Source organism: Nonomuraea jabiensis (assembly GCF_014204795.1).
Taxonomy (GTDB): domain Bacteria; phylum Actinomycetota; class Actinomycetes; order Streptosporangiales; family Streptosporangiaceae; genus Nonomuraea; species Nonomuraea jabiensis.
In genome coordinates, this window is the sequence record NZ_JACHMB010000001.1 from 6,882,238 (window position 1) to 6,902,005 (window position 19,768).

Below are 19,768 nucleotides of genomic sequence, written 5' to 3' on the forward strand. Positions count from 1 at the left end.
GGGCGCCAGAAGTCGCCCCTGCTGCGGGTGCTCAGCCCAAAAGGTCCCGAGGCGGCGGATGCGGCGGGGTGGAGTCAGCCCGTGGGGTCAGTCGGCCTCGGGGAAGCCGATGGAGAAGGCGGCGTCCAGGTCGTGCTTGGAGTAGGCGCGGAAGGCGATGTGCGTCTCCGTGTGCAGCACGCCGGCCACCTTGTTGATCCGCCCGGGGACCACCTCGGCGATCTCCTCGTAGGCCGCCACCCGCACCATCGCCAGCAGGTCGTATTCGCCGGTGATGGAGTAGACCTCGCTGACCCCCTGGATCTCGGCGATCGTCTGGGCGACCTCCGGGATCCGGTCTACCTCTGCATTGATGTGGACGATAGCCGTGACCATGCATCAACTCTATCGTTTCACCTCAAAGGTCGCCCCTCCCGATTGCGGGGCTGATCAAGGTGGCGGTACGCCAGGTCGATGCGGGCCTTGTGACGGGCGGCACCCCAAGCGGGCAGGCTCCACTCGCCGTCCACCTCCACCAGCCGCACCCCGGGCGACTCCAGCCAGCGCAGGATGCACTCGGTCTCCTCGGCGCTGGCCGCGTGGATCGGGCCGGCGCCCGGGATGACCGCCTCGGCGGTGGCCGTCAGGGAGGCGATGAAAGGGGTCGGATGGGTGCCTTTCGGCATCACTCCGGCCGCCGCCAGCCGCCCGTACCGGATGACGTGGATGTCCCATCCGCCGCCGAACGCCGGGCTGGCGGCCACCAGCTGGGGGATGCGCGTGATGGCGCTCAGGCGCTGCATGCGGGCCGCCGTACGGACGAAGGACGCCAGCCGGTCGCGGTCGACCGACGCCTCCTCGTAGCGCTGCTCCACCGACAGCCGCTCCATGCGCGCCGACACGGCGCTGAAGACGGGCGAGGCGTCGAGCGTCATGGCCCGGCGCGCGCTCTCCGCGTGGATCGCGTATTCCTCCGGGCTCTCCCTGCCCTCGCAGGGCGCGCCGCAGCGGCCCATCTCGTGGAGCACGCAGGCCGCCCGCCGGGTGCGCACCGTGAGGGGCTGGGTGCACTGGCGCAGGGGGACCGCCTCGTGCAGGGCGATGCGGGCCTCGTCGGCCAGCCGGGCGCTGCCGAACGGGCCGAGGTAGGTGGCCCCGTCGTCCTTGAGCTCGCGGACGATCGACAGCCGGGGGAACGCCTCGGTGGTGAGCTTGAGCCAGACCACCTTCTCGGGGAAGCGGGAACGGCGGTTGTAGCGCGGCTTGGCGCCGCCGATCAGGCGCAGCTCCCGCACCTCCGCCTCCAGGGCGGTCGCGCAGACGATGTGGCGTACCCGCTCGGCGATGCCGATCATCTCGCGGATGCGGGGGCGGGTCTCGCCCGCGGTGAAGTAGGAGCGCACGCGGTTGCGCAGGTTGGTGCTCTTGCCGATGTAGAGGACCTCGCCGCGCTCGTCCTCGAAGAAGTAGACCCCGGGGGCGTGCGGCACCGACTCGGCCAGGTGGCGCTTGCGCTGCTGCTCCGGCGTGGGGGCGCGGACGAACGACTTGAGCTCCTCGAGCGTGTGCACCTGGAACGAGCCGGCCCGCTCGATCAGCCCGTGCAGCACGTCGACGGTGGCCCTGGCGTCCTGCAGGGCGCGGTGGCACGGCTCGGTGGGGCTGCGGAAGAACCTGGCCAGCGTGGCCAGCTTGGCGTTGGGCACCTCGTCGCGGGTCAGCACGCGGCGGGCCAGGTCGACGGTGTCGACGACCGGATTGGCCGGCGGGGGATAGCCGTGCGCGGCGCAGGCGGCCTTGACGAAGCGGGTGTCGAAGCCGGCGTTGTGGGCCACCAGCGTGGCCCCGCGGATGAACTCCAGGAAGCTCGGCAGCACCGCCTCGATCCGCGGCGCGGCCACCACCATCGCGTCGGTGATGCCGGTCAGCACGGAGATGAACGGCGGGATCGGCCCCCCGGGGTCGACCAGCGTCGAGAACTCGCCCAGCACCTCGCCCGCCCGCACCTTGACCGCGCCGATCTCGGTGATGGCGTCGTCGGACGGGGCGCCGCCGGTCGTCTCGAGGTCGAACACGACGAACGTGACCTGGCTCAGCGGAGTGCCGAGCTCGTCGAGAGTGCCTTGAACCGCGTCCACGTTCCAAGACCATAGAGAGGGGGACCGACAGGAACGAATAACCATCGCTCTTGATCCTTAGTTACCCTTCCCTGTATGTCCTCGGGAAGACTTGCCGGCCGCTATGCCCTGTTGCGCCCGCTCGGCGCCGGTGGCATGGGGAAGGTGTGGCTGGCCAGGGATGAGATGCTCGATCGCGAGGTCGCGGTCAAGGAGCTCACGCTGGCCGAGGGCATGTCGCCCAAGGAGCGCTCCGACTCGGTGATGCGGGCCGTGCGCGAGGCGCAGGCCACGGCGCGGCTGCGCCATCCCGGCATCGTGGCCCTGCACGACGTGGTCGTCGAGCAGGATCGGCCCTGGCTGGTCATGGAGCTGCTGAGGGGCCGCACGCTGGGCGACACGGTCCGCGAGTTCGGACCCATGCCGGCTGATCATGCCGCGCGCGTCGGCGCCGACGTGCTGGAGGCGTTGATCGCGGCGCACGCGCTGGGGATGCAGCACCGCGACGTCAAGCCGGGCAACGTGTTCCTGACCGAGAGCGGGCGGGTGGTCCTCACCGACTTCGGCATCGCCCGCCAGGAGGGCCAGGCCACGCTCACCGAGCAGGGGCTGATGATCGGCTCGCCCGGGTTCATCGCGCCCGAGCGGCTGGCCGGCGAGCCGGGCGGGCCCGCCAGCGACGTGTGGTCGCTCGGCGCCACGCTCTACGTCGCGCTGACGGGCGCGCCGGCCTACGAGGGGTCGGCGGCGCACAGGGTGCGGGCCACGCTCACGGAGCCCGTACCGGTCGCTCCCGGGCCGCTGGGGCCGCTGCTGGCGGCCATGATGGCGCACCAGCCGGCCGCCCGCCCCGACGCCCGGGTGATCGTGTCCGCGCTCCGGCAGGTGGCCGCCGGCGGGCAGGCCCCGCAACTGCCCGTCAACCAGGACGTGACCGCGCCGACCAGGGTCAGGCGGCGCGGCAGGCCCGCGATCTGGATCGCCGCGGCGACGGCGCTCGTGCTCGGCGCGGGCGGCGCGACCGCCTTCCTCCTCCTCAGGGACCGGCCGGGCGCGGCGCCGGCCGCGTTCACCGTGCCCATGGACGTGTGCAAGCTGATCAGCCAGGAGGAGGTGGGCGTGCTGCTGCGCACGCAGAGCCCGCCCAAGGCGCAGGCGAGCTCCGACGGCGAGGGCCCCAAGTGCGGCTGGACGGTCGCCAACACCGGGGTGGGCCTGCAGGTGCAGAAGGACTCCGACACCGTCGACCCGTGGTCGATGACCCCGGCCACGGCCGGCGCGCTCTTCAAGGGCCAGCAGCGCTGGTGGACGAGGACCGGCACGGTCGACTGGACCTGGGACGAGATCGGCGCCAAGACCTCGCAGCGGGCCACGCGCACCCCGGTCCGCGAGATCGCCGGGGTCGGCGAGGAGGCGTTCGGCTTCGAGCTGAAGGGGCCCACGGGCCGCATGCACACCGCCCAGGTCTACTACCGCCTGGCCAACCTGGTGGTCACCGTGCAGTTCACCACCCTCGCGGACAAGCCCACCGACGAGGAGATCAAGCAGCGGGCGCTGAGAGCGGCGCAGACGAGCGAGCGGGCGTTGCGCAATGCCGGATGACCTCTATCTGCTGGCCGGCCGCTACCGTCTCATCGAGCGGCTCGGACAGGGCGGCGCGGGCACGGTGTGGCGCGCCATCGACGAGATCCTCGACCGCCAGGTCGCGGCCAAGCAGGTACGCGTGCCGGAGGGGCTCACGCCGCGGGAGCGGGCGGAGTTCGCCGACAACGCGATCCACGAGGCCAGGTCGGCCGGACGGCTGCGCGACCCGGCCATCGTGCTGGTGCACGACGTCGTCCTGGAGGGCGGCCAGCCGTGGATCATCATGGACCTGGTCTCCGGCCGCTCGCTGGACAAGGTGATCAAGGAGCAGGGGCCGCTGCCGCCCGGGTTCGTGGCCGCGGTCGGGCTGCGCGTGCTGTCGGCGCTGGAGGTCGCCCACGCCCACGGGATGCTCCACCAGGACGTCAAGCCCGCGAACATCCTGCTCGACTTCGACGGCTCCGCCATGCTCACCGACTTCGGCATCGCGACGCCGATGGGGGGTCAGGGCGGCAGGTTCGGCGGCGCGGGCTCGCCCGGCTACATGGCGCCCGAGCGGCTCAACGAGCAGCCGTCGAGCCCGGCGTCCGACCTGTGGTCGCTCGGCGCCAGCCTCTACACCGCGGTGGAGGGCCGGGCGCCGTTCGAGCGGGCGTTGCCGGCGGCGGTGACGGCGGCGGTGCTGCTGCACGAGCCGCCGTTCCCGGCCAGGGCGGGCCGCGACTTCGGCGGCCTGCTCATGGCCATGCTCGCCAAGGACCCGGCGGCCCGGCCCACGGCGGCCCAGGTCCGCCAGGCGCTGGGCGCCCTGGCCGGGCCCGCCCCCGTGCCCCGGCGCCGCCGATGGCTGGTGCCCGCCGTGCTCGCCGCCGCCGTGGCGCTGGGCGCGGGCGGCTGGTACGCCGTGGGCGCGCTGCGCGGCGAGCCCGAGATCGGGAAGTTCGCCACGGCGCCCGATCCCTGCAAGCTGCTCACCGACGAGCAGGCCGCCAAGATCATGAAGGCCAAGCCGGCGCGCGAGGCCACCCGGCCGGGCGAGTGCCAGTGGATCCTCCGTGACGGCGGGGAGGACGGCCGCCGCCGCATCGTCGTCCGCGCCTGGGCGGAGCGGCCCGACGGCGATCTCGGCGGCACCCAGGTGGCGCAGCGCCGCTTCGCCAGCGAGAAGACCAGCCGCGCCGGCGCGGAGGGCACGGTGATGCGGGAGATCCGCGGCTCGGTCTCCGACGTCCCGGGGATCGGGGAGTCGGCGATCATCCAGAACAGCTTCAAGGCCTATATCAACAGCGACGCCACGGGCTGGTCGGACAGCACGGTGCTCTTCCGTACGAGCAACGTGCTCGGCGAGGTGGTCTGGCACCGCGAGAACGTCCCGGTCAGCGACCCGGCGGACAAGGAGCCCGCCCTCGCCGTCGCCCGCCTGGTCTCGGCGGTCCTTTCCAAGTGAGCGCCGTCCGGGGTGAGCGCCGTCGAAGTGGGCGCCGCCTGGGAGGGGGCGCTGCCAGAATGGGCGAGAGTGCTGCAAGCACCTTGCAAGGGGGATGACTAGCATGTTTCCCCGCAAGTCAGGGCAACCCCAGGAGTCCCAGTGAACCCCGGTAGCGAGTGGGAGCCGTCCACCACCCCTTACCAGGTGCCGGGCAGGCGCTTCGAGCCGCGCACCCAGCCGCCCAACCAGCCTCCGACGCTGCCTCCGATGCCGCCACCGATGCCGCCGTCACCGCCGCCGCCCCGGCGGCCCGCCTGGCTGCTGCCCACGCTGGCCGCCGCCATCGTGGTGCTGGTCGCGCTGGGCGGGGTGGGCGCGTACTTCGTGGTCAGCAAGGTCTCGCGCCCCTCCCAGCCGCCCGTGGCGCAGAGCGAGCGGCCGTCGCGGGCCGCTTCCTCGGCGCCCGTCGGCCTGGACGTGTGCGCCATGCTGCCCGCGGAGGAGGCCGACCGGCTGGTGCCCGGCGCGACCGTCACGAAGTCCTCCAGGGACGGTGAGTACACGGTCTCCTTCAACTGCTCATGGGTGAACCGGCGCATCTCGTTCGGCGAGTTCTGGCGCAGCAGGGAGATCGAGGTCAGGATCGACCAGCACAAGGCCGACGGCGCCAAGACCGGCCGGGCCATGGCGCAGAACTCGTACGAGGTCGACTACGGCGGCGACAGGTACGCCGCGACCGCCAAGCCCTCGCACAAGCCCGACGAGAAGGAGTACATCTCCCCGATCAAGGAGCTCCAGGGCGTCGGTGACGCCGCGCACGCCCAGTACACCTGGCGCCGCAGCGGCAAGCTGCTGTGGTACTCCTTCGGCCAGGCCAACGCCCGGGTCGGCGACATGACGATCGAGATCAAGTACCAGGCGGGCCAGCAGCGCAAGGACGCGCAGATCCTGACCAACGAGACCACGCAGTCGATCACCGAGGACAACGCGATCCGCGAGGTCAGCCGGCTGGCCGGGTTCTTCACCAAGGGCATGGCGGCCTGGCAGGCGCAGCACCCGAACGTGCTGGCCGAGCCGGAGCCGTCGCAGGCCCCCGCCTCGCCGAGTGCGAGCGCGACGCCCTCGCCGACCGTCCTGGCCGCCTTCCCCGCAGAGTGCGGGGCCGTGACAGAGGTGGCCACGCGGCTCGTGCCCGAGCCCACCACCAGGGCGCGCGGCACCGCGGCCGGCTCCGACGCCCAGACCGAGTGCCGCTGGCTCAACCTGGACGTGCCCGGCGCGGGCGAGGGGATCAAGAAGATCCGCAGCGTCCTGATCACCGTGCACCGGTTCACCAACCGGGCGGGCGCCGCCGACGAGTCTGCGGCCGTGAGCTACTACGCCAGCGAGCGGGGCGGCGACAAGGGGTTCGAGAAGTCGTCCATCGGCGGCATCTCCTGGGGCGAGCTCACCGATCTCAAGGGGATGGGCGACCAGGCGTACCAGCAGTTCATCCAGAACCGGCACAGCCGCGAGGTCTCCGCGTCCACGGGCACGGTGCTGATGCGCAAGGGCTCGGTGGTCGTCAGGGTCGACTTCTCCGGCCACCAGCGGCCCGAGAAGGAGCCGGCCACCTCGCCCAAGGTCGTGTTCATGCCGGAGAAGGAGGCGATGGACGGCGTGGTCACCGTGGCCGAGGCGTTCATGGCCCAGCTGACGAAGCAGCCTGCGGGCAGCTAGGCGGACCCGGCCGAGAAGGGGCGTGGCGCCCCTTCTCGGTGACGGACGTGCGCGGGAAACATCCTCCTGACGGATCATCCTGTCAACGGTTAATGGAGCTGCAACCCGCTTGCAAGCGCGACAAATACCTTTATGTCTTGCAGGACCTGAGCCGCGCGATCATGTTTGTCCAGTACAGGGGCATGGGCAAACCGAGGGGGATCACGCGGCTCACTTCCTTTCCCGGACCAGGAACGGTTCGAGCAGGCCCGGAACCGCCCGCGCCGCCAGCTCCAGGCCGTCGCCGCGGTCCACGTCCACCACGTCGTAGTGGCCCTTGCCCGCGGCGGTGGCGGCGGAGACGGTCAGCAGGCCGGCGCGGCGCTGCAAGTACGACTCGGTGATCGTCCAGCCGGAGACGCCTCCGCGGTCGAGCGCGATCGTACTGCGTACCACCGCGCCCCGCCTCACGACCAGGTAGCGGCGGCCGAGCGCGTGGCCGAGGCTTCTGGCGCTCTCCACGGCCAGCCACATCCCGAACGGCAGTGCCAGCGCGGGAATCGCCCAGACGGCGGCCCGCGACCACTGCCACGGCAGCAGCCAGGACGCCAGGCCGGCGGCCGCGGCCAGCACGGCCACCGTCACCAGCGCCCGCACGATCCGCCGCCGCCTGGCCGCCGCCGGATGCGGCACCAACGCGCCCATCCCCAGCCCGCCCGTCTCCAGCCCGCCCGTCTCCAGCCCGGCCGTCTCCAGCGCGCCCGTTTCCAGTCCGCCCGTCTCCAGTCCGTCCGTCCACAGCCCGCCCGCGCCGGCGCCGCGCCTTTCGGCGGCTGCGCCTGCGCTCGCGTCGCGTCCGGTGGTGCCGTGCCGCCCTGGGGTGCCGGGGCCGGAGGCGCGCGTCGCCGGCCAGGGCGCGTCCGCGGGTGCCGCGTGCCGGGGGGCGCGCCCCGCCGGGCCGGTTGCGGCCGACATTCCGGTGCGGCCGAAGGCGTCCGCCCGCAGTGGGGAGGGCGGCGGGGTGGCGAGAGCGGCGTCCGCTCGAGGTGCGGCGGGCGGTGGGGCGGTGGGCAGGGCGGCGATCTTGGTGGCGAGGGACCAGGCCAGGGCGCGGGGGAGGGGTGGGGCGAGGGCGGCGGCGTCCTCGGTCTCGTGCTCGTCCGCCTTGCCCAGCCCCGTCGCGATGGTCATGACGCGGGCCCCGCCACCCAGCCGCAGCAGCAGCGGCTCGCTGATCTCCACGCCGCGCAGCCTGCGCTCCTCCAGGGTCAGGGACCGGGTGGTCAGCAGGCCGCGGTGCAGGCGGAGGCGGCCGGGCTCGCGTTCCAGCCGGTAACGTCCCCAGGACTCGGCGAACAGCAGGACGGCGCCCAGGACGCCGACGGCCAGGTTCGCCGCGAGGATCAGCGGGACCGCCACCAGCGGCCGCGCCGTCACCCAGTCCCACAGCCCGTCGGCCGCCTCTGTGGCGAACCTCTTGGCCCCGAACCAGTCCAGCGCCTTGTAGAGCGCCCCGAGCACCAGCGCGGCCCCCGTGAACGACCACAGCGACAGCGGCGCGTACCGGATCCACGACCAGCGCAGCTCCGCCAGCGGCCCGTCGCCGGACGCGGGCCGCTCGTCCTGGCGCAGCAGGGTACGGCGCAGCGACTCCGCCTCGTGCCTGCTCAGCGGGTCGAGCACGAGCTCGGTCCCCTCGGCCGCGTGCTCGCCCGTGCCCACCTTGACCACGGTCAGGCCGAACACCCGCGCCACCGGGTCGGCCCGCAGGTTCACGCTGCGGACCCGGTCGAGCGGGATCGAGCGGTGCTGGCGGACGGTGATGCCCGAGCGCAGTTCGAGGCGTTCCGGGGTGAGCCGCCAGCGCGTCGTACGGAGCCTGGCCACGTCGTACGCCACCACGGCGGCGACGACCAGCATCGCGGCCGCCGCGCAGACCGCCACGACCGCGCCGATCGGCCAGTCGCGGCCGATCAGGAAGCGCAGGAGAGCGGCCACCACGCCGGCGACGACGGCCAGCGACTTGACCGCCGAGGCCCACAGGCTCCGCCCCGCCAGCCGCCGCCAGCCCTCACCGAGGAAGGACGTTCCGTCGTTCACGTGGCGTCCCCCGGCGTGGCCTGAGTGAGGGCGGTGAGGCGTTCGGCCAGCTCGGCCGCCACCTCGTGGTCCAGCGCCTCGATCTTGATCGCCCCGGCGGAGGACGCCGTGGTCACCGTGACGTCCGCCAGCCCGAACAGCCGCTGCACCGGCCCCCGCGCGGTGTCGACCCGCTGGATCCGCGACATCGGCGCCACCCGCCAGGTGTGGGTCAGCCACCCCTTGCGCGTGTAGACCGCCTGGTCGGTGACCTCCCAGCGCTCCACCCGGTAGGTGGCCCGCGGAGCCAGGACGGCCAGCGCCAGGCAGCCCGCCGCGAAGAGCGCCACGCACGCCCCCAGCCAGACCGGCCGCGAGGTGAACATCCAGTACGCCGCCACCGCGGCGCCGGCCACCGGCACCAGCAAGATCAGCCCCTGCGCGGTCCACCAGGCGACCGCCCGCGGGTCGGCCTGGTTGCGCGGCGGCCGCAGCCCGGCCGGCGTGCCCGCGCTCACCTGCCACTCTCCGCGTTCTTGCCGGAGTCGACCACGGCCAGCAGCACGAACCCGAGCACGCCGATCACGATGGCCGCGAACACCTCGTAGCCCTCCAGGAACGGCAGCCGGTTGACCACGAGCAGGTCGTGCGCCCACCGCCACCAACCGAACAGGGTGTTCAGCAGGCCGCCCACGCCCTGCAGGAGCAGCAGCCAGCCGAGCAGCGTCAGCACCATTCTCATGGTCCCAAGCGTCGGCCACGGGTCACGGGGGCCGCGTCGGCCGTAGGTCTTGCCCGGCAGCTACTTTGGTCGCTGTCGCCGTGACCTCGGCAGGGCCTAATCTCGATGAACGTGACGCACGAATACCGGTGGGCGCTGCCGTCGGTGCTGCTCGGCGACGGCAGGGAGGGCGGCCGGGTGCGCCGCTCGACCCGCGACTGGATCGTCGACATCCTCATGTTCCTGCTCGCGTGCGGCATCACGCTTTTGACGCTGCCGGAGCTCCAGGACGAGCCGGAGCCGCTGCAGCTGCTGGAGCAGGTGGTGGGCGCGCTGTCGTGCGTGGCGGTGTGGCTGCGGCGGCGCTGGCCGGTGGGGTTCGCGCTGGTGGCCACCCTGCTGTCGTCCTATCTGGAGCTCGCCGGCGGGGCCTCGGTCGTCGGGCTGTTCACCGTGGCGGTGCACCGGCCGTTCAAGGTCTCCGGCCCGGTCATGCTGTTCTCCCTTGTCACGCTCGTGCCGTTCATCCTGCTGCGTTACCAGACCGGGGCGGAGCGCGGCGAGACGGCGGCGTTCTCCCTGGCGTTCGTGCTGACCGTGTTCGCGTGGGGGGTCGTGGTCAGGGCGCGGCGGCAGCTCGTCTGGTCGCTCAGGCAGCGGGCCGACAGCGCCGCGGAGGAGGCCAAGCGGCTCGAACGCGAGCGGATCGCCCGGGAGATGCACGACGTGCTCGCGCACCGCATCTCCATGCTCAGCCTGCACGCCGGCGCTCTGGAGTTCCGGCCGGACGCCCCCGCCGAGGAGATCGCCAGGGCGGCCGGGGCGATCAGGACCAACGCCCACCTGGCGCTGCAGGACCTGCGCGAGGTCATCGGCGTGCTGCGCCACGCGGGGCCGGGCGGCGACGACGACCCGGTGCCCGACCGGCCGCAGCCCACGCTCGCCGACCTGCCCACGCTGGTCGAGGAGTGCCGCCACGCGGGCATGGACGTCCGGCTCGACCTGCGGGCCGGCGGCGACGCGCCGGAAGGGCTCGGCCGCAACGTCTACCGCATCGTGCAGGAGGCGCTCACCAACGCGCGCAAGCACGCGGGCGGGGCGCCCGTGGCGGTCGCCGTCTCGGGTACGCGCGGCGAGGGGCTGTCGGCGGAGGTGCGCAATCCCGTGGGGGTACGCCACGTCCCGCACATCCCGGGCGCCGGGGCCGGGCTCATCGGGCTGACCGAACGCGCCGAGCTGGCGGGCGGGCGGCTGGAGCACGGCGCGACGCAGGACGGCGAGTTCGTGGTGCGCGCGTGGCTACCCTGGCCGGTGGAGAAGACTCGGGAGGACGCATGATCAGGCTGCTGATCGTCGACGACGACGCGATGGTGCGGGCGGGGCTGTCGATGATCCTGGGCGGCGCCGACGACATCGAGATCGTGGCCGAGGCCGGCGACGGGGCCGAGGTGCCGCCGCTGGTGGCCGAGCACCGGCCCGACGTGGTGCTGATGGACATCCGCATGCCCGGCGTCGACGGGCTCACCGCCACCGAGGCGCTGCGCCGCACGTCCGCGCCGCCCGAGGTGGTGGTGCTGACCACGTTCCACGCCGACGCGCAGGTGCTGCGGGCGCTGCGGGCGGGGGCGGCGGGGTTCCTGCTGAAGGACATCGCGCCGGGCGACCTGGTACAGGCCATCAGGAAGGTGGCCGCTGGGGAGCCGATCCTGTCGCCCGCGGTGACGCGGCAGCTCATCACGCACGTGTCCGACGGCGCGGCGGGCGACCGTACCTCTCGGGCGAAGACGCTGCTCGGCCGGCTCAGCGAGCGGGAGCGGGAGGTGGCGCTGGCCGTGGGGCAGGGCAGGTCGAACGCCGAGATCGCGCGGGAGCTCTACATGAGCGTGCCCACGGTCAAGGCGCACGTCTCGCGCATCCTGTCCAAGCTCGACCTCAACAACCGGGTCCAGGTCGCGCTGCTGGTCTACGACGCCGGCACGTAGTCAGCGGGCCAGGAGCTCCTCGATCGTGGCCCGGTGCAGCACCAGGTCGTCGGGGTCGTCGGGCCTGGGCTGCTCGCCGAAGTGGATCCGGCGCTGCCACACCCTGGCCATGACGATGCCGTGCCGCAGGGCCGCGTACATCTCGTAGAAGTCCATGTCGCGAGGCTCGTACCCCGTGATTTCCCGATATTTCCTGCAAACGTCGTCGCTGCGCATGAAGTCGGGCATGCCCGGAAAGCCTGCGGAGACCGTGATGTCCTGGAAGAAGCGGTGGAGGAAGATCATCCAGGACAGGTCCAGCTCGGGCGGCCCCACCGCGGCCATCTCCCAGTCGAGCACCGCGACCGGGGTGAAGTCCCGGAACATCATGTTCCCGATCCTGGCGTCGCCCCAGCACAGCACGTCGGGCCCGGGCTCCCGCGGCCAGTGCGACTCCAGCCACCGGAAGGCCCGATCCAGCACCGGGATCGGCCGCTCGCCGTGGGCCCACGCGTAGTAGGCGCGCTGCGCCTCGACGTGCGCGCGCAGCCCGGCGGCCCCGAACGCGGCGAGCTCCGCAGGCGTGAACTCCGCCCGGTGCAGCGCCGCCAGGACCGCCACCGCGGCGTCCTGGAGCCTGCGCTGGTCCGCGGGCGCCGCGTCGAGCAGCCAGCTCCCGAACGTGTACGGCATCACGTCCGGCGGCACGTCGCCGTCCTCGCGCTCCATGACGAGGAACGGCGTGCCCAGATGCGCCGGGTCCGGCTCGAACCACAGGGCCCTGGGCGCTGGGATCCCAGCTTTTTCCCTGGCCAGGCGCATGATCTCGAACTGCGCCCCCAGGTCGTACGAAGGAAATACTGGAACGGCTTCCACAGCAGGTGCGAGCCTGGCTACGCAGCGCGTTCGGCCCTCGTCCCAGGTGGCGGTGAAGAACAGGGTCTCGCTGGACATGCCGTTCTCGGCGGGCCTGGACACTTCGGACACCGAGGCGCTTCCGCCGACCCTTCCGCGTAACCAGCAGGCCAGGCTGTCGCGCAGCTCCACCAGGTCACGGGTGGAGGTGCGGATCTCTTCTGCCATGGTCGGCCTCCTGGGTGAACACCCGTCCCGGCTCAGTCGTATATCCCCAACCAAGCGCTTGTCTAGAGACAGGTGGCCGTTACGGTCAGGTACGCGGCAGCCGTACCCTTGTCTGAAAGGGCATGTCACGAAGGGACAAGTGGGATGAGTTCAGCGGGTGAAGGCCTGTCTCGCCCGCTTCCCGAGCAGGTGCGGCTCAATGTCGTCGATCTGGCGTCCCAGGTCCTCGGGACGATGCCCGCTGCCTCCATACCGCCGCCCCTCCGGGGGATCGCCAAGTTCGAACCCCGCAAACGCGCCAAACTCGGCAGCGCGCCCATCGCGGCGCAGCTCGAGAACGACAAGAAGTTCCGCGAGCTGGTGGCCGAATCGGTGGAGGCCGGCTGGCCCGAACTCGTGGCGTCCCTGGCCGAGGGGAATGTCCCGCCGGCCGCCGACCCCGTGCTCGTGGCCGCGGCCGCCTACCTCACCCGTCCGCCCGGCTGGGCGGAGATGATCGAGGTCGCCCGTACGGACCTGGTGCAGTCGGCGGTGGCGGCCGAGGGGTCGGAGCGCGAGGAGGTCGTCGCCCGGCTCCGCGAGCAGCTGGCCGCGCAGAAGACCGCCGCCAAGGAGGAGGCCGACCGGCTGCGCGAGCAGCTCAGGACGGCCCGGGCGGAGAACTCTGACCTGAGGCGCAAGCTCCACGACGCCCGCGAGCGGGCCAAGGCCGCGGTGCAGCGGGCCGAGGAGATGGAGCACGCGGCGGAGGAGGCCAGGTCGGCCGCCTCGGCCGCGGGCAGCGCGGGGGAGTCCGAGCTGCGGCGGCTGCGCGAGCGGCTGGCCGACGTGGAGCGGCAGCTGGAGGCCTCCCGCCGGGCCGCCCGCGAGGGCAGGAGCATCGAGGACGCCCGCATCCGGGTGCTGCTCGACGCGCTGCAGGACGCCTCGGCTGGGCTGCGCAGGGAGCTCGCCCTGCCCACGATGATCAGCCGGCCCGCCGACTCGGTCGCCGCGGTGACCGGCGAGTCGCCCGGCGTCCGGGGGGTGCCCGCGCGGGCGCTGGCCGACGACGACCCGCAGCTCCTCGACCAGCTCCTGGCGCTGCCGCAGGTCCACCTGATCATCGACGGCTACAACGTGACCAAGACCGGCTACGGCACGCTCACCCTGGCCGACCAGCGCACCCGGCTCATGGCCGGGCTCGGCGGGCTGGTGGCGCAGACCAGGGTCGAGGTGACCGTCGTGTTCGACGGGGCCGAGCTGAACTCCCCGGTGCAGGTCGTGGCGCCGCGCGGGGTGCGGGTGCTGTTCAGCCAGCCGGGGGAGATCGCCGACGACCTGATCCGCCAGCTCGTACGCGCCGAGCCGCCCGGCCGGGCCATGGCCGTGGTGTCGTCGGACCGCGAGGTGGCCGAGTCCGTCAGGCGGATGGGAGCCAGACCCGTTCCGTCTGGCTTGCTGCTGCGCAGGCTGGGCCGGGCCTAGATTACGTGCACCCCTTACGGGCGGATTTGCCGCGCCGTGGTAGGGATCGGCGTCGTATCACGAATTGAGCGGATTAGGTGAGACCTCACCCGCCACTTCTGTACTATTTCGCCCCAGATATAATCCCTGGGAGGCGACACAGTGAGGTTTGGCAGGGTGCCGGTGGCCGCGGGTCTCGCGTTCGGGCTGGTCCTGTCCCCTATGGGAGCCGCCGTCGCTGATCCCAGGCCCACCCTCGGGCAGGCCAAGGCCAAGCTCGACAAGCTCAACGACAAGGCCGACAAGGTCGTCGACCGCTTCAACACGGCCACCGAGCGCTACAAGGCCGCCAAGGGCGCCTACACCAAGCTGAACGACCGCTACAAGTCCAAGCTGGCGACGGTCGAGGACCTGCGTACCCAGGTGATCGGCATGGCCGTCGACAGCTACAAGCTCGGCACCGACCTGACCTCCTCCTTGCCCGGCCTGATGAGCGCGGACCGCCCCGACGACTTCCTGATGCGTCTGGCGCTGGCCGGGCAGCTCTCGCGGGAGCGGGCGGAGAAGCTGGCCGCGTTCGACCGGGAGAACCGCGGGCTGAAGGTCGAGCGGGACAAGGCGGAGGAGGCGCTGGAGGCGGCCGACCGGGAACGGGACGGGGTCGAGAAGGAGCGATCGGAGATCATGAAGCTGATCTCCGAGCAGAAGAAGCTCCTGAAGAAGCTGGGCGCCTACAACCCCGGCAACCCCAACAGCGTCGGCATCCAGTACACGGGCCCGGCCTCGGGCAACGCCGCCGCCGTCCTGCGCTTCGCCTATGCCCAGGTGGGCAAGCCGTACGTGTTCGGCGGGACGGGTCCGGGCGGCTGGGACTGCTCGGGCCTGACCCAGGCGGCGTGGCGCGCCGCGGGCGTGTCGCTGCCGCGCACGACCTGGCAGCAGTGGGCCTGGGGCGCGAGCCGTAAGGTCTCACTGAGCGCCCTCCAGCCGGGGGACCTCATTTTCAGCTCGAGCTTGGGTCACGTCAGTATCTACGCCGGCGACGGGAAAATCGTTCACGCGCCGCAGACCGGCGATGTGGTCAAGGTCGTCAAGCTCTCGTCGTACGGCGGCCGCCTCGTCGGTGCCATCCGCCCTTAGTCTACTACGCCGCATCGTTGACCGGGTCCGGTCGCGATCGGCGGGCGGGGTGCCATGGGAACGATCCACAAGCCGCAACAAGTGTGACAAACGCGACATTTGGGGCCTGACAAACAGGCGCGAAAGCAAATGTGAGCAGAGTCACATTTGGATAACGGAACCTGGCGTTCCAGCAGGGATTTTCATCCTTACTGACTCCACTATCTGATCTTTACAGGCGGTGTCCCGCTTTGCCGATCCTTGACCCTTCGGCGTAGCTTCTGGCGACGTCGCGGTGAACAAGCCATGTCCTCCGCGAACCCGCACCGGTCTCATCCGGTGTGAGACAGATAAAGATCCGCTGGTCAACCGCCCAAACGTCCCCATATCGACACATCGATCGGGCGGTCGGCCTGCCGAATCCGTGCAGCCAGGAGGCACGGAGCCGGGGACCCAGCGATCCCAGTTCCCCAGGGATCAGGGGTGAATCGGCGCGCACCTCGCGCCGTAGGGCGACTTCCAGGCCCGAATCCGTCAGCTAACCCGGTAGGCATTCGTGGAAGACACAAGGAGAAATCCTGTCTACCTCTCTGCATAACCCCCGTCTGTCCCGCATTGCCCTGAGTGGCGTAGCGCTCACGATGACCGTGACGGCCGGAGGTGCGATCCTCCATGCCCCAACGGCTCAGGCGGCGACGACCGAGTCGGCTTCGGCGACCAAGGCGGCCGCAACCGCCGGCACCTCGAAGACGACCTCGGCCGCGGCGCTGAGGGCGGCCAAAGTGGCCCGTCAGAAGGTGAAGGCCCGCAAGGCCGTCTCCGTGGCCAAAAACCAGGTCGGCGACCCGTACAGGTACGGAGCCACGGGCCCTGGTTCGTTCGACTGCTCCGGACTCGTCCAGTACGCCTGGAAGAAGGCCGGGGTGAAGCTCCCGCGCGTGGCGGCCAGCCAGTTCGCCCGCATCAGGAACAAGGTCTCGTGGCGGAACCTGCAGCCCGGCGACCTGATGTTCTTCAGGGGGCTCGGCCATGTGGGCATGTATGTCGGCAAGGGCAAGATGGTCCACTCGCCTCGGACAGGCGAACGGGTACGCATCGACAAGCTGGGAGGGTGGCGGCGGGCGTCGTTCGTCGGCGCTGTCCGTCCCGGCATGTGAAGAAGCCCCGCCCGGGTTCTCCCGGGCGGGGCTCTCCGATTTCCTTTTTTGTTTTTTTACGGCGGAGCACGGGCGGCGCCACCCGCCGTACTCCGGCACAGGGCCTCCAGGGAGACGCCCTCTGACCCGCACATGGCCCCCACCGCAACGGCGCCCCCTCAACACAGCAACCCCACACCCACACCGCCGGTCCCACGCCTCACGGCCCCGCAGCCACCACGACCCACGCTGGCCGGTCCCACGCCTCGGGGCCTCGCAGCCCCACGACCCAGGACCCTCGGTTGGCGGCTCACGGCCCCACGACCTACGACCCTCGGTCGTCGCCTCACGGGCCCCACGACCACGACACGCGGCCTACAACCGCCCGGCCCACGGCTCACAGCCCCACGCCCCTCGGCTCATGGCTCACGGCCCGACGGCGCGTCGCTCAGCCCTGCGGCTCACGGCCTCACGGTCTCACGCTCTGGCTCATGCCCCTCCCCCCGGCTCATGTCCCTCGGCCCGTGGCTCATGTCCCTCGGCCCGTGGCTCACGTCCCTCGGCCCACGAGCACGCTCCTCGGCCCACGCCCCAGGCCCCAGGCCCCACGCTCCGCGCCCCACGCCCCGGGACCCACCGCCCTGCGGCTGACGGCCCGCGGCTCGCGGGCCAGGGACTCCCGGCCGATGGCCCAGTGTGCGGTGCTCTGGCTCGCGGGCGACCCCATGTGGTGCGGATGGACGGCTCGCAAGGGTGCGCGGTCCTTCGCTTGCCCGTCTCCCCTCGTGCTCCCGGTCACGCCGGAGGTGGTCGAGTTCCGGAGTGCGGGGTCTGGGCTGGGGGGCGGCTACGATCGGGCAGCGTGTCAGGGCAGGTGGGTCGGCGGGCTGCGATCGTCTCCGTCCTGCTCATCGCCGCCGCCTCCGCCAGCGCCCCCACCGCCGATTCCCCCATCCTTCCCGCCGAAGTCCGCGATCTGTGGGGTGACGGCGAGGTCGTGGTCCGAGGGGTGCGGGCGGTGGTCGTCGGCCGGCAGGCCGCACCCGGTGAGCTCGGCGACATCGCGCGCAGGGCGGATCGGGCGGGGCGGCGGGTGTCGGCAGTGCTCGGAAGGTCAGTACGACCGCTCATAGTCGTGCCCTCGTCCGCTGCCGAGGCGGCCGGGCTGGCCGGGGTGGGGCGGGTCGATGGGCTGGCGGCGGTGGCCGATCGCGGGCGGGTGATCATCGTTCCCGAGTTCTTCGCCAGGCTGAACTCCGTCGGTAAGGACGTCGTACTCGCCCATGAGCTCACCCACGTCGTGGCCGGCACCGATCGCCTGCCCCCGTGGCTCTATGAAGGGTTCGCCGACTACGTCGGCTATCGCGACTCCGGGCTCCCCGTGAGGACCGCGGCCGCCGAGCTCGCCGCTGAGGTGCGGGCCGGGAGGGTGCCGGGGGAATTGCCCGGGCCTGCGGCTTTCGCGGCTGACGGGCGGGACCCCGTCCGGCTTGCGCGGGCGTACCAGGAGGCTTGGCTGGCGTGTCGCTTCCTCGCTGACCGGTTCGGTGAGAGGACGCTGGTGAGGCTCTACCGTGACGCCCGGCTGGGCGGCGTAGACCGAGCACTCGCCGCGCTCGGGCTCTCCGTGGCCACGCTGACGGCACGGTGGCGCGACTACGTGCGGGACCAGCTCGCGTGAGGGGGAGGCAGATGAGCGAACGGCGGAACGTGGACGACGCGTCGCAAGAGGCGTCGAAGGAGGGTGAGGAGGCCGGAGGAACGGCGCAGGGCCCGGCGGCGGGCTCAGCGGCGGGCCCGGCGGCGGGCCCAGCGGAGGGCCCAGCGGAGGGCCCGGTGGCGGGCATGGCGGTGGACATGGCGGTGGGCATGGCGGCGGGCCCGGGGGCCGAGCCGCCGGGCGTCGGGGCGACGCAGCCGGAGGGGGCGCGGCCGGAGAGGGCGCGGCCGGAGAGGGCGCAGGAGCCCGTACCGGTCCAGGAGGCCGCTTCGGTGGGCGTGGCGGGGACCGTGAGAGGGGAGAGCGGCGGCCCGGTGGTGTCCGGGGGCGCGGTGTTCGTGGAGGGGGAGAGCGGCGGCGGGAGGCGGGGGCATGGTGAGGGTGTGTCCGTGAACGGGGGAGGGCCGCCGGAGTCCGACGGCGAGCGGCGGCTGAGGCGGCAGGCGGCGGTGGCGGCCGTGCTGCTCGGCCTGGTGATCGCGGCCGTGGCCGCCTTCAGCACCCCCTGGCACCTGCTGACCTCCGGACCGCCCGACCCGGCCCGCGACTTCACCGCCGCGCAGATCGCCAGGTCCGAGGCGTTCGACGCGGCCAGCATCCTGCCCGGCTACCTCTCGCTGGCCCTCACGCTGATCATCGCCGGGCTGCTCGTCGCCACCCCGCTCGGCGTGAAGCTGGTGGCATGGCTCAAAGGCCCCTGGTGGCTCCGCGTGGTGCTGGGGGTCGTCGTCATCACCCTCTTCACCCAGCTGATCAAGCTGCCGGTCTCCATCTGGGGTGAGACGCTGCTGCGCGGCTACGGCCTGTCCATCCAGACCTGGGGGTCGTGGGCCAGTGACCGGCTGAAGAACATAGGTGTCGACGCCTTCATGCTCAGCCTGATGCTGCTGGTGCTCGTGGCGCTGGCCCGCAGGTTCAGGCGCTGGTGGATCCCGGCCGCCGTGGGCGCGTTCGCACTGACGGTGCTGGCGTCGTTCGTCTATCCGGTGGTGTTCGAGCCGCTGTTCAACGACTTCACGACCATGCAGCAGGGCCAGCTGCGCACCGAGCTCCTGGACATGGCCGAGCGGGACGGCGTGCCGGTCGAGGACGTGCTGGTCGCCGACGCCTCCCGCAGGACGACGGCGCTGAACGCCTACGTGTCCGGGTTCGGGGCCACGCGCCGCATCGTCGTCTACGACACGCTGCTCAGGGCCCCGAAGGCGGAGGTCGAGCTGGTCGTGGCGCACGAGCTGGGCCACGCCAAGACCGACGACGTGCTCTACGGCACGTTCATCGGCGCCCTGGGGGCCGCGCTGGGCGCGATCCTGCTGTTCTGGGTGTTCGAGCTGGTACGCCGCCGCACCGGCGTCAAGGGCCTGGGCGATCCGCGCGCGGTCGGCGCGGTCATCGGCCTGATGACCTTCGGCTCACTGCTCATGAGCCCCGCCGAGAACCTGATCAGCCGCCACATCGAGGCCAGGGCCGACCTGCACGCGCTGGACCTCACGCGCGACCCGGCCACGTTCATAGCGATGCAGAAACGCCTGGCAGTTACCAATATTTCCGACTTGTCGCCGGATGCGGTGGAATATGTGCTCTATGCCTCCCATCCTTCCAGCCCCGAGCGCATCGCGATGGCCCGTGCATGGGCCAAGCTGAACGGCGTCCCCGTGCAGTGACGCGTGAAGTGACGCGTGCAGTGACGCGTGCAGTG

The 19,768-nt window shown here is 72.0% G+C and carries 16 protein-coding genes and 1 riboswitch; of the genes, 10 read left to right on the forward strand and 6 right to left on the reverse strand.

Annotation, left to right across the window (positions count from 1 at the left end; translation table 11 throughout):
- Nucleotides 1-87 precede the first annotated feature (87 nt).
- The gene (locus HD596_RS31470; RefSeq protein WP_080041188.1) at nt 88-375 is read right to left on the reverse strand and encodes an Lrp/AsnC family transcriptional regulator; all 288 of its coding nucleotides are present in this window, start codon (nt 373-375) and stop codon (nt 88-90) included.
- Nucleotides 376-392: 17 nt separating this feature from the next.
- A complete protein-coding gene (locus HD596_RS31475) occupies nt 393-2,162 on the reverse strand; it encodes a DEDD exonuclease domain-containing protein (protein ID WP_221519609.1) in 1,770 nt (589 codons plus the stop codon).
- Between the two features lie 30 nt (nt 2,163-2,192).
- Here HD596_RS31475 and HD596_RS31480 point away from each other — a divergent pair, with 30 nt between their 5' ends.
- From HD596_RS31480 to HD596_RS31490, 3 genes are all read left to right on the forward strand, one after another.
- On the forward strand, nt 2,193-3,698 hold the full coding sequence (locus HD596_RS31480) for a serine/threonine-protein kinase (protein WP_185072882.1): 1,506 nt from the start codon (nt 2,193-2,195) through the stop codon (nt 3,696-3,698).
- On the forward strand, nt 3,688-5,127 hold the full coding sequence (locus tag HD596_RS31485; RefSeq protein ID WP_185072883.1) for a serine/threonine-protein kinase: 1,440 nt from the start codon (nt 3,688-3,690) through the stop codon (nt 5,125-5,127). Before HD596_RS31480 ends, HD596_RS31485 begins: the two co-directional genes overlap by 11 nt.
- A gap of 141 nt (nt 5,128-5,268) precedes the next feature.
- Entirely contained in the window at nt 5,269-6,828 is a 1,560-nt protein-coding gene (locus HD596_RS31490) for a hypothetical protein (protein WP_185072884.1), read from the forward strand.
- Nucleotides 6,829-7,038: 210 nt separating this feature from the next.
- Here the strand turns inward: HD596_RS31490 and HD596_RS31495 are convergent, their stop codons facing one another.
- The 3 genes from HD596_RS31495 to HD596_RS31505 are packed head-to-tail and all read right to left on the reverse strand — an operon-like array spanning nt 7,039 to nt 9,628.
- Complete coding sequence (locus tag HD596_RS31495; RefSeq protein ID WP_185072885.1) at nt 7,039-8,907, reverse strand: PH domain-containing protein; 1,869 nt, start codon at nt 8,905-8,907, stop codon at nt 7,039-7,041.
- Entirely contained in the window at nt 8,904-9,404 is a 501-nt protein-coding gene (locus tag HD596_RS31500) for a PH domain-containing protein (RefSeq protein WP_185072886.1), read from the reverse strand. The genes HD596_RS31495 and HD596_RS31500 overlap by 4 nt, the downstream gene beginning before the upstream one ends.
- Entirely contained in the window at nt 9,401-9,628 is a 228-nt protein-coding gene (locus tag HD596_RS31505) for a hypothetical protein (protein ID WP_185072887.1), read from the reverse strand. The genes HD596_RS31500 and HD596_RS31505 overlap by 4 nt, the downstream gene beginning before the upstream one ends.
- A gap of 105 nt (nt 9,629-9,733) precedes the next feature.
- Between HD596_RS31505 and HD596_RS31510 the strand changes: the two genes are divergently transcribed.
- A complete protein-coding gene (locus HD596_RS31510; RefSeq protein WP_185072888.1) occupies nt 9,734-10,945 on the forward strand; it encodes a sensor histidine kinase in 1,212 nt (403 codons plus the stop codon).
- On the forward strand, nt 10,942-11,589 hold the full coding sequence (locus tag HD596_RS31515) for a response regulator (RefSeq protein ID WP_185072889.1): 648 nt from the start codon (nt 10,942-10,944) through the stop codon (nt 11,587-11,589). The genes HD596_RS31510 and HD596_RS31515 overlap by 4 nt, the downstream gene beginning before the upstream one ends.
- On the opposite strand, the gene HD596_RS31520 is transcribed toward HD596_RS31515, so the two are convergent.
- Nucleotides 11,590-12,651, reverse strand: coding sequence for a phosphotransferase family protein (locus HD596_RS31520; protein ID WP_185072890.1), 1,062 nt, complete (start codon nt 12,649-12,651; stop codon nt 11,590-11,592).
- Nucleotides 12,652-12,795: 144 nt separating this feature from the next.
- On the opposite strand from HD596_RS31520, the gene HD596_RS31525 reads away from it, so the two are divergent.
- The 5 genes from HD596_RS31525 (at nt 12,796) to HD596_RS31545 (ending at nt 19,733) form a co-directional block, all read left to right on the forward strand.
- Entirely contained in the window at nt 12,796-14,118 is a 1,323-nt protein-coding gene (locus HD596_RS31525) for an NYN domain-containing protein (protein ID WP_185072891.1), read from the forward strand.
- A gap of 141 nt (nt 14,119-14,259) precedes the next feature.
- Nucleotides 14,260-15,237, forward strand: coding sequence for a C40 family peptidase (locus HD596_RS63995; RefSeq protein WP_313045250.1), 978 nt, complete (start codon nt 14,260-14,262; stop codon nt 15,235-15,237).
- Between the two features lie 383 nt (nt 15,238-15,620).
- A riboswitch (cyclic di-AMP (ydaO/yuaA leader) is annotated at nt 15,621-15,784 on the forward strand.
- A 214-nt stretch (nt 15,785-15,998) separates the two neighbouring features.
- Complete coding sequence (locus HD596_RS31535; RefSeq protein ID WP_313045253.1) at nt 15,999-16,373, forward strand: C40 family peptidase; 375 nt, start codon at nt 15,999-16,001, stop codon at nt 16,371-16,373.
- 841 nt (nt 16,374-17,214) lie between these two features.
- Nucleotides 17,215-18,033, forward strand: coding sequence for a hypothetical protein (locus HD596_RS31540; protein ID WP_185072893.1), 819 nt, complete (start codon nt 17,215-17,217; stop codon nt 18,031-18,033).
- Between the two features lie 11 nt (nt 18,034-18,044).
- Nucleotides 18,045-19,733 (forward strand): M48 family metallopeptidase, encoded by a 1,689-nt coding sequence (locus tag HD596_RS31545; protein WP_281398281.1) that lies wholly within the window; start codon nt 18,045-18,047, stop codon nt 19,731-19,733.
- Nucleotides 19,734-19,768 lie beyond the last annotated feature (35 nt).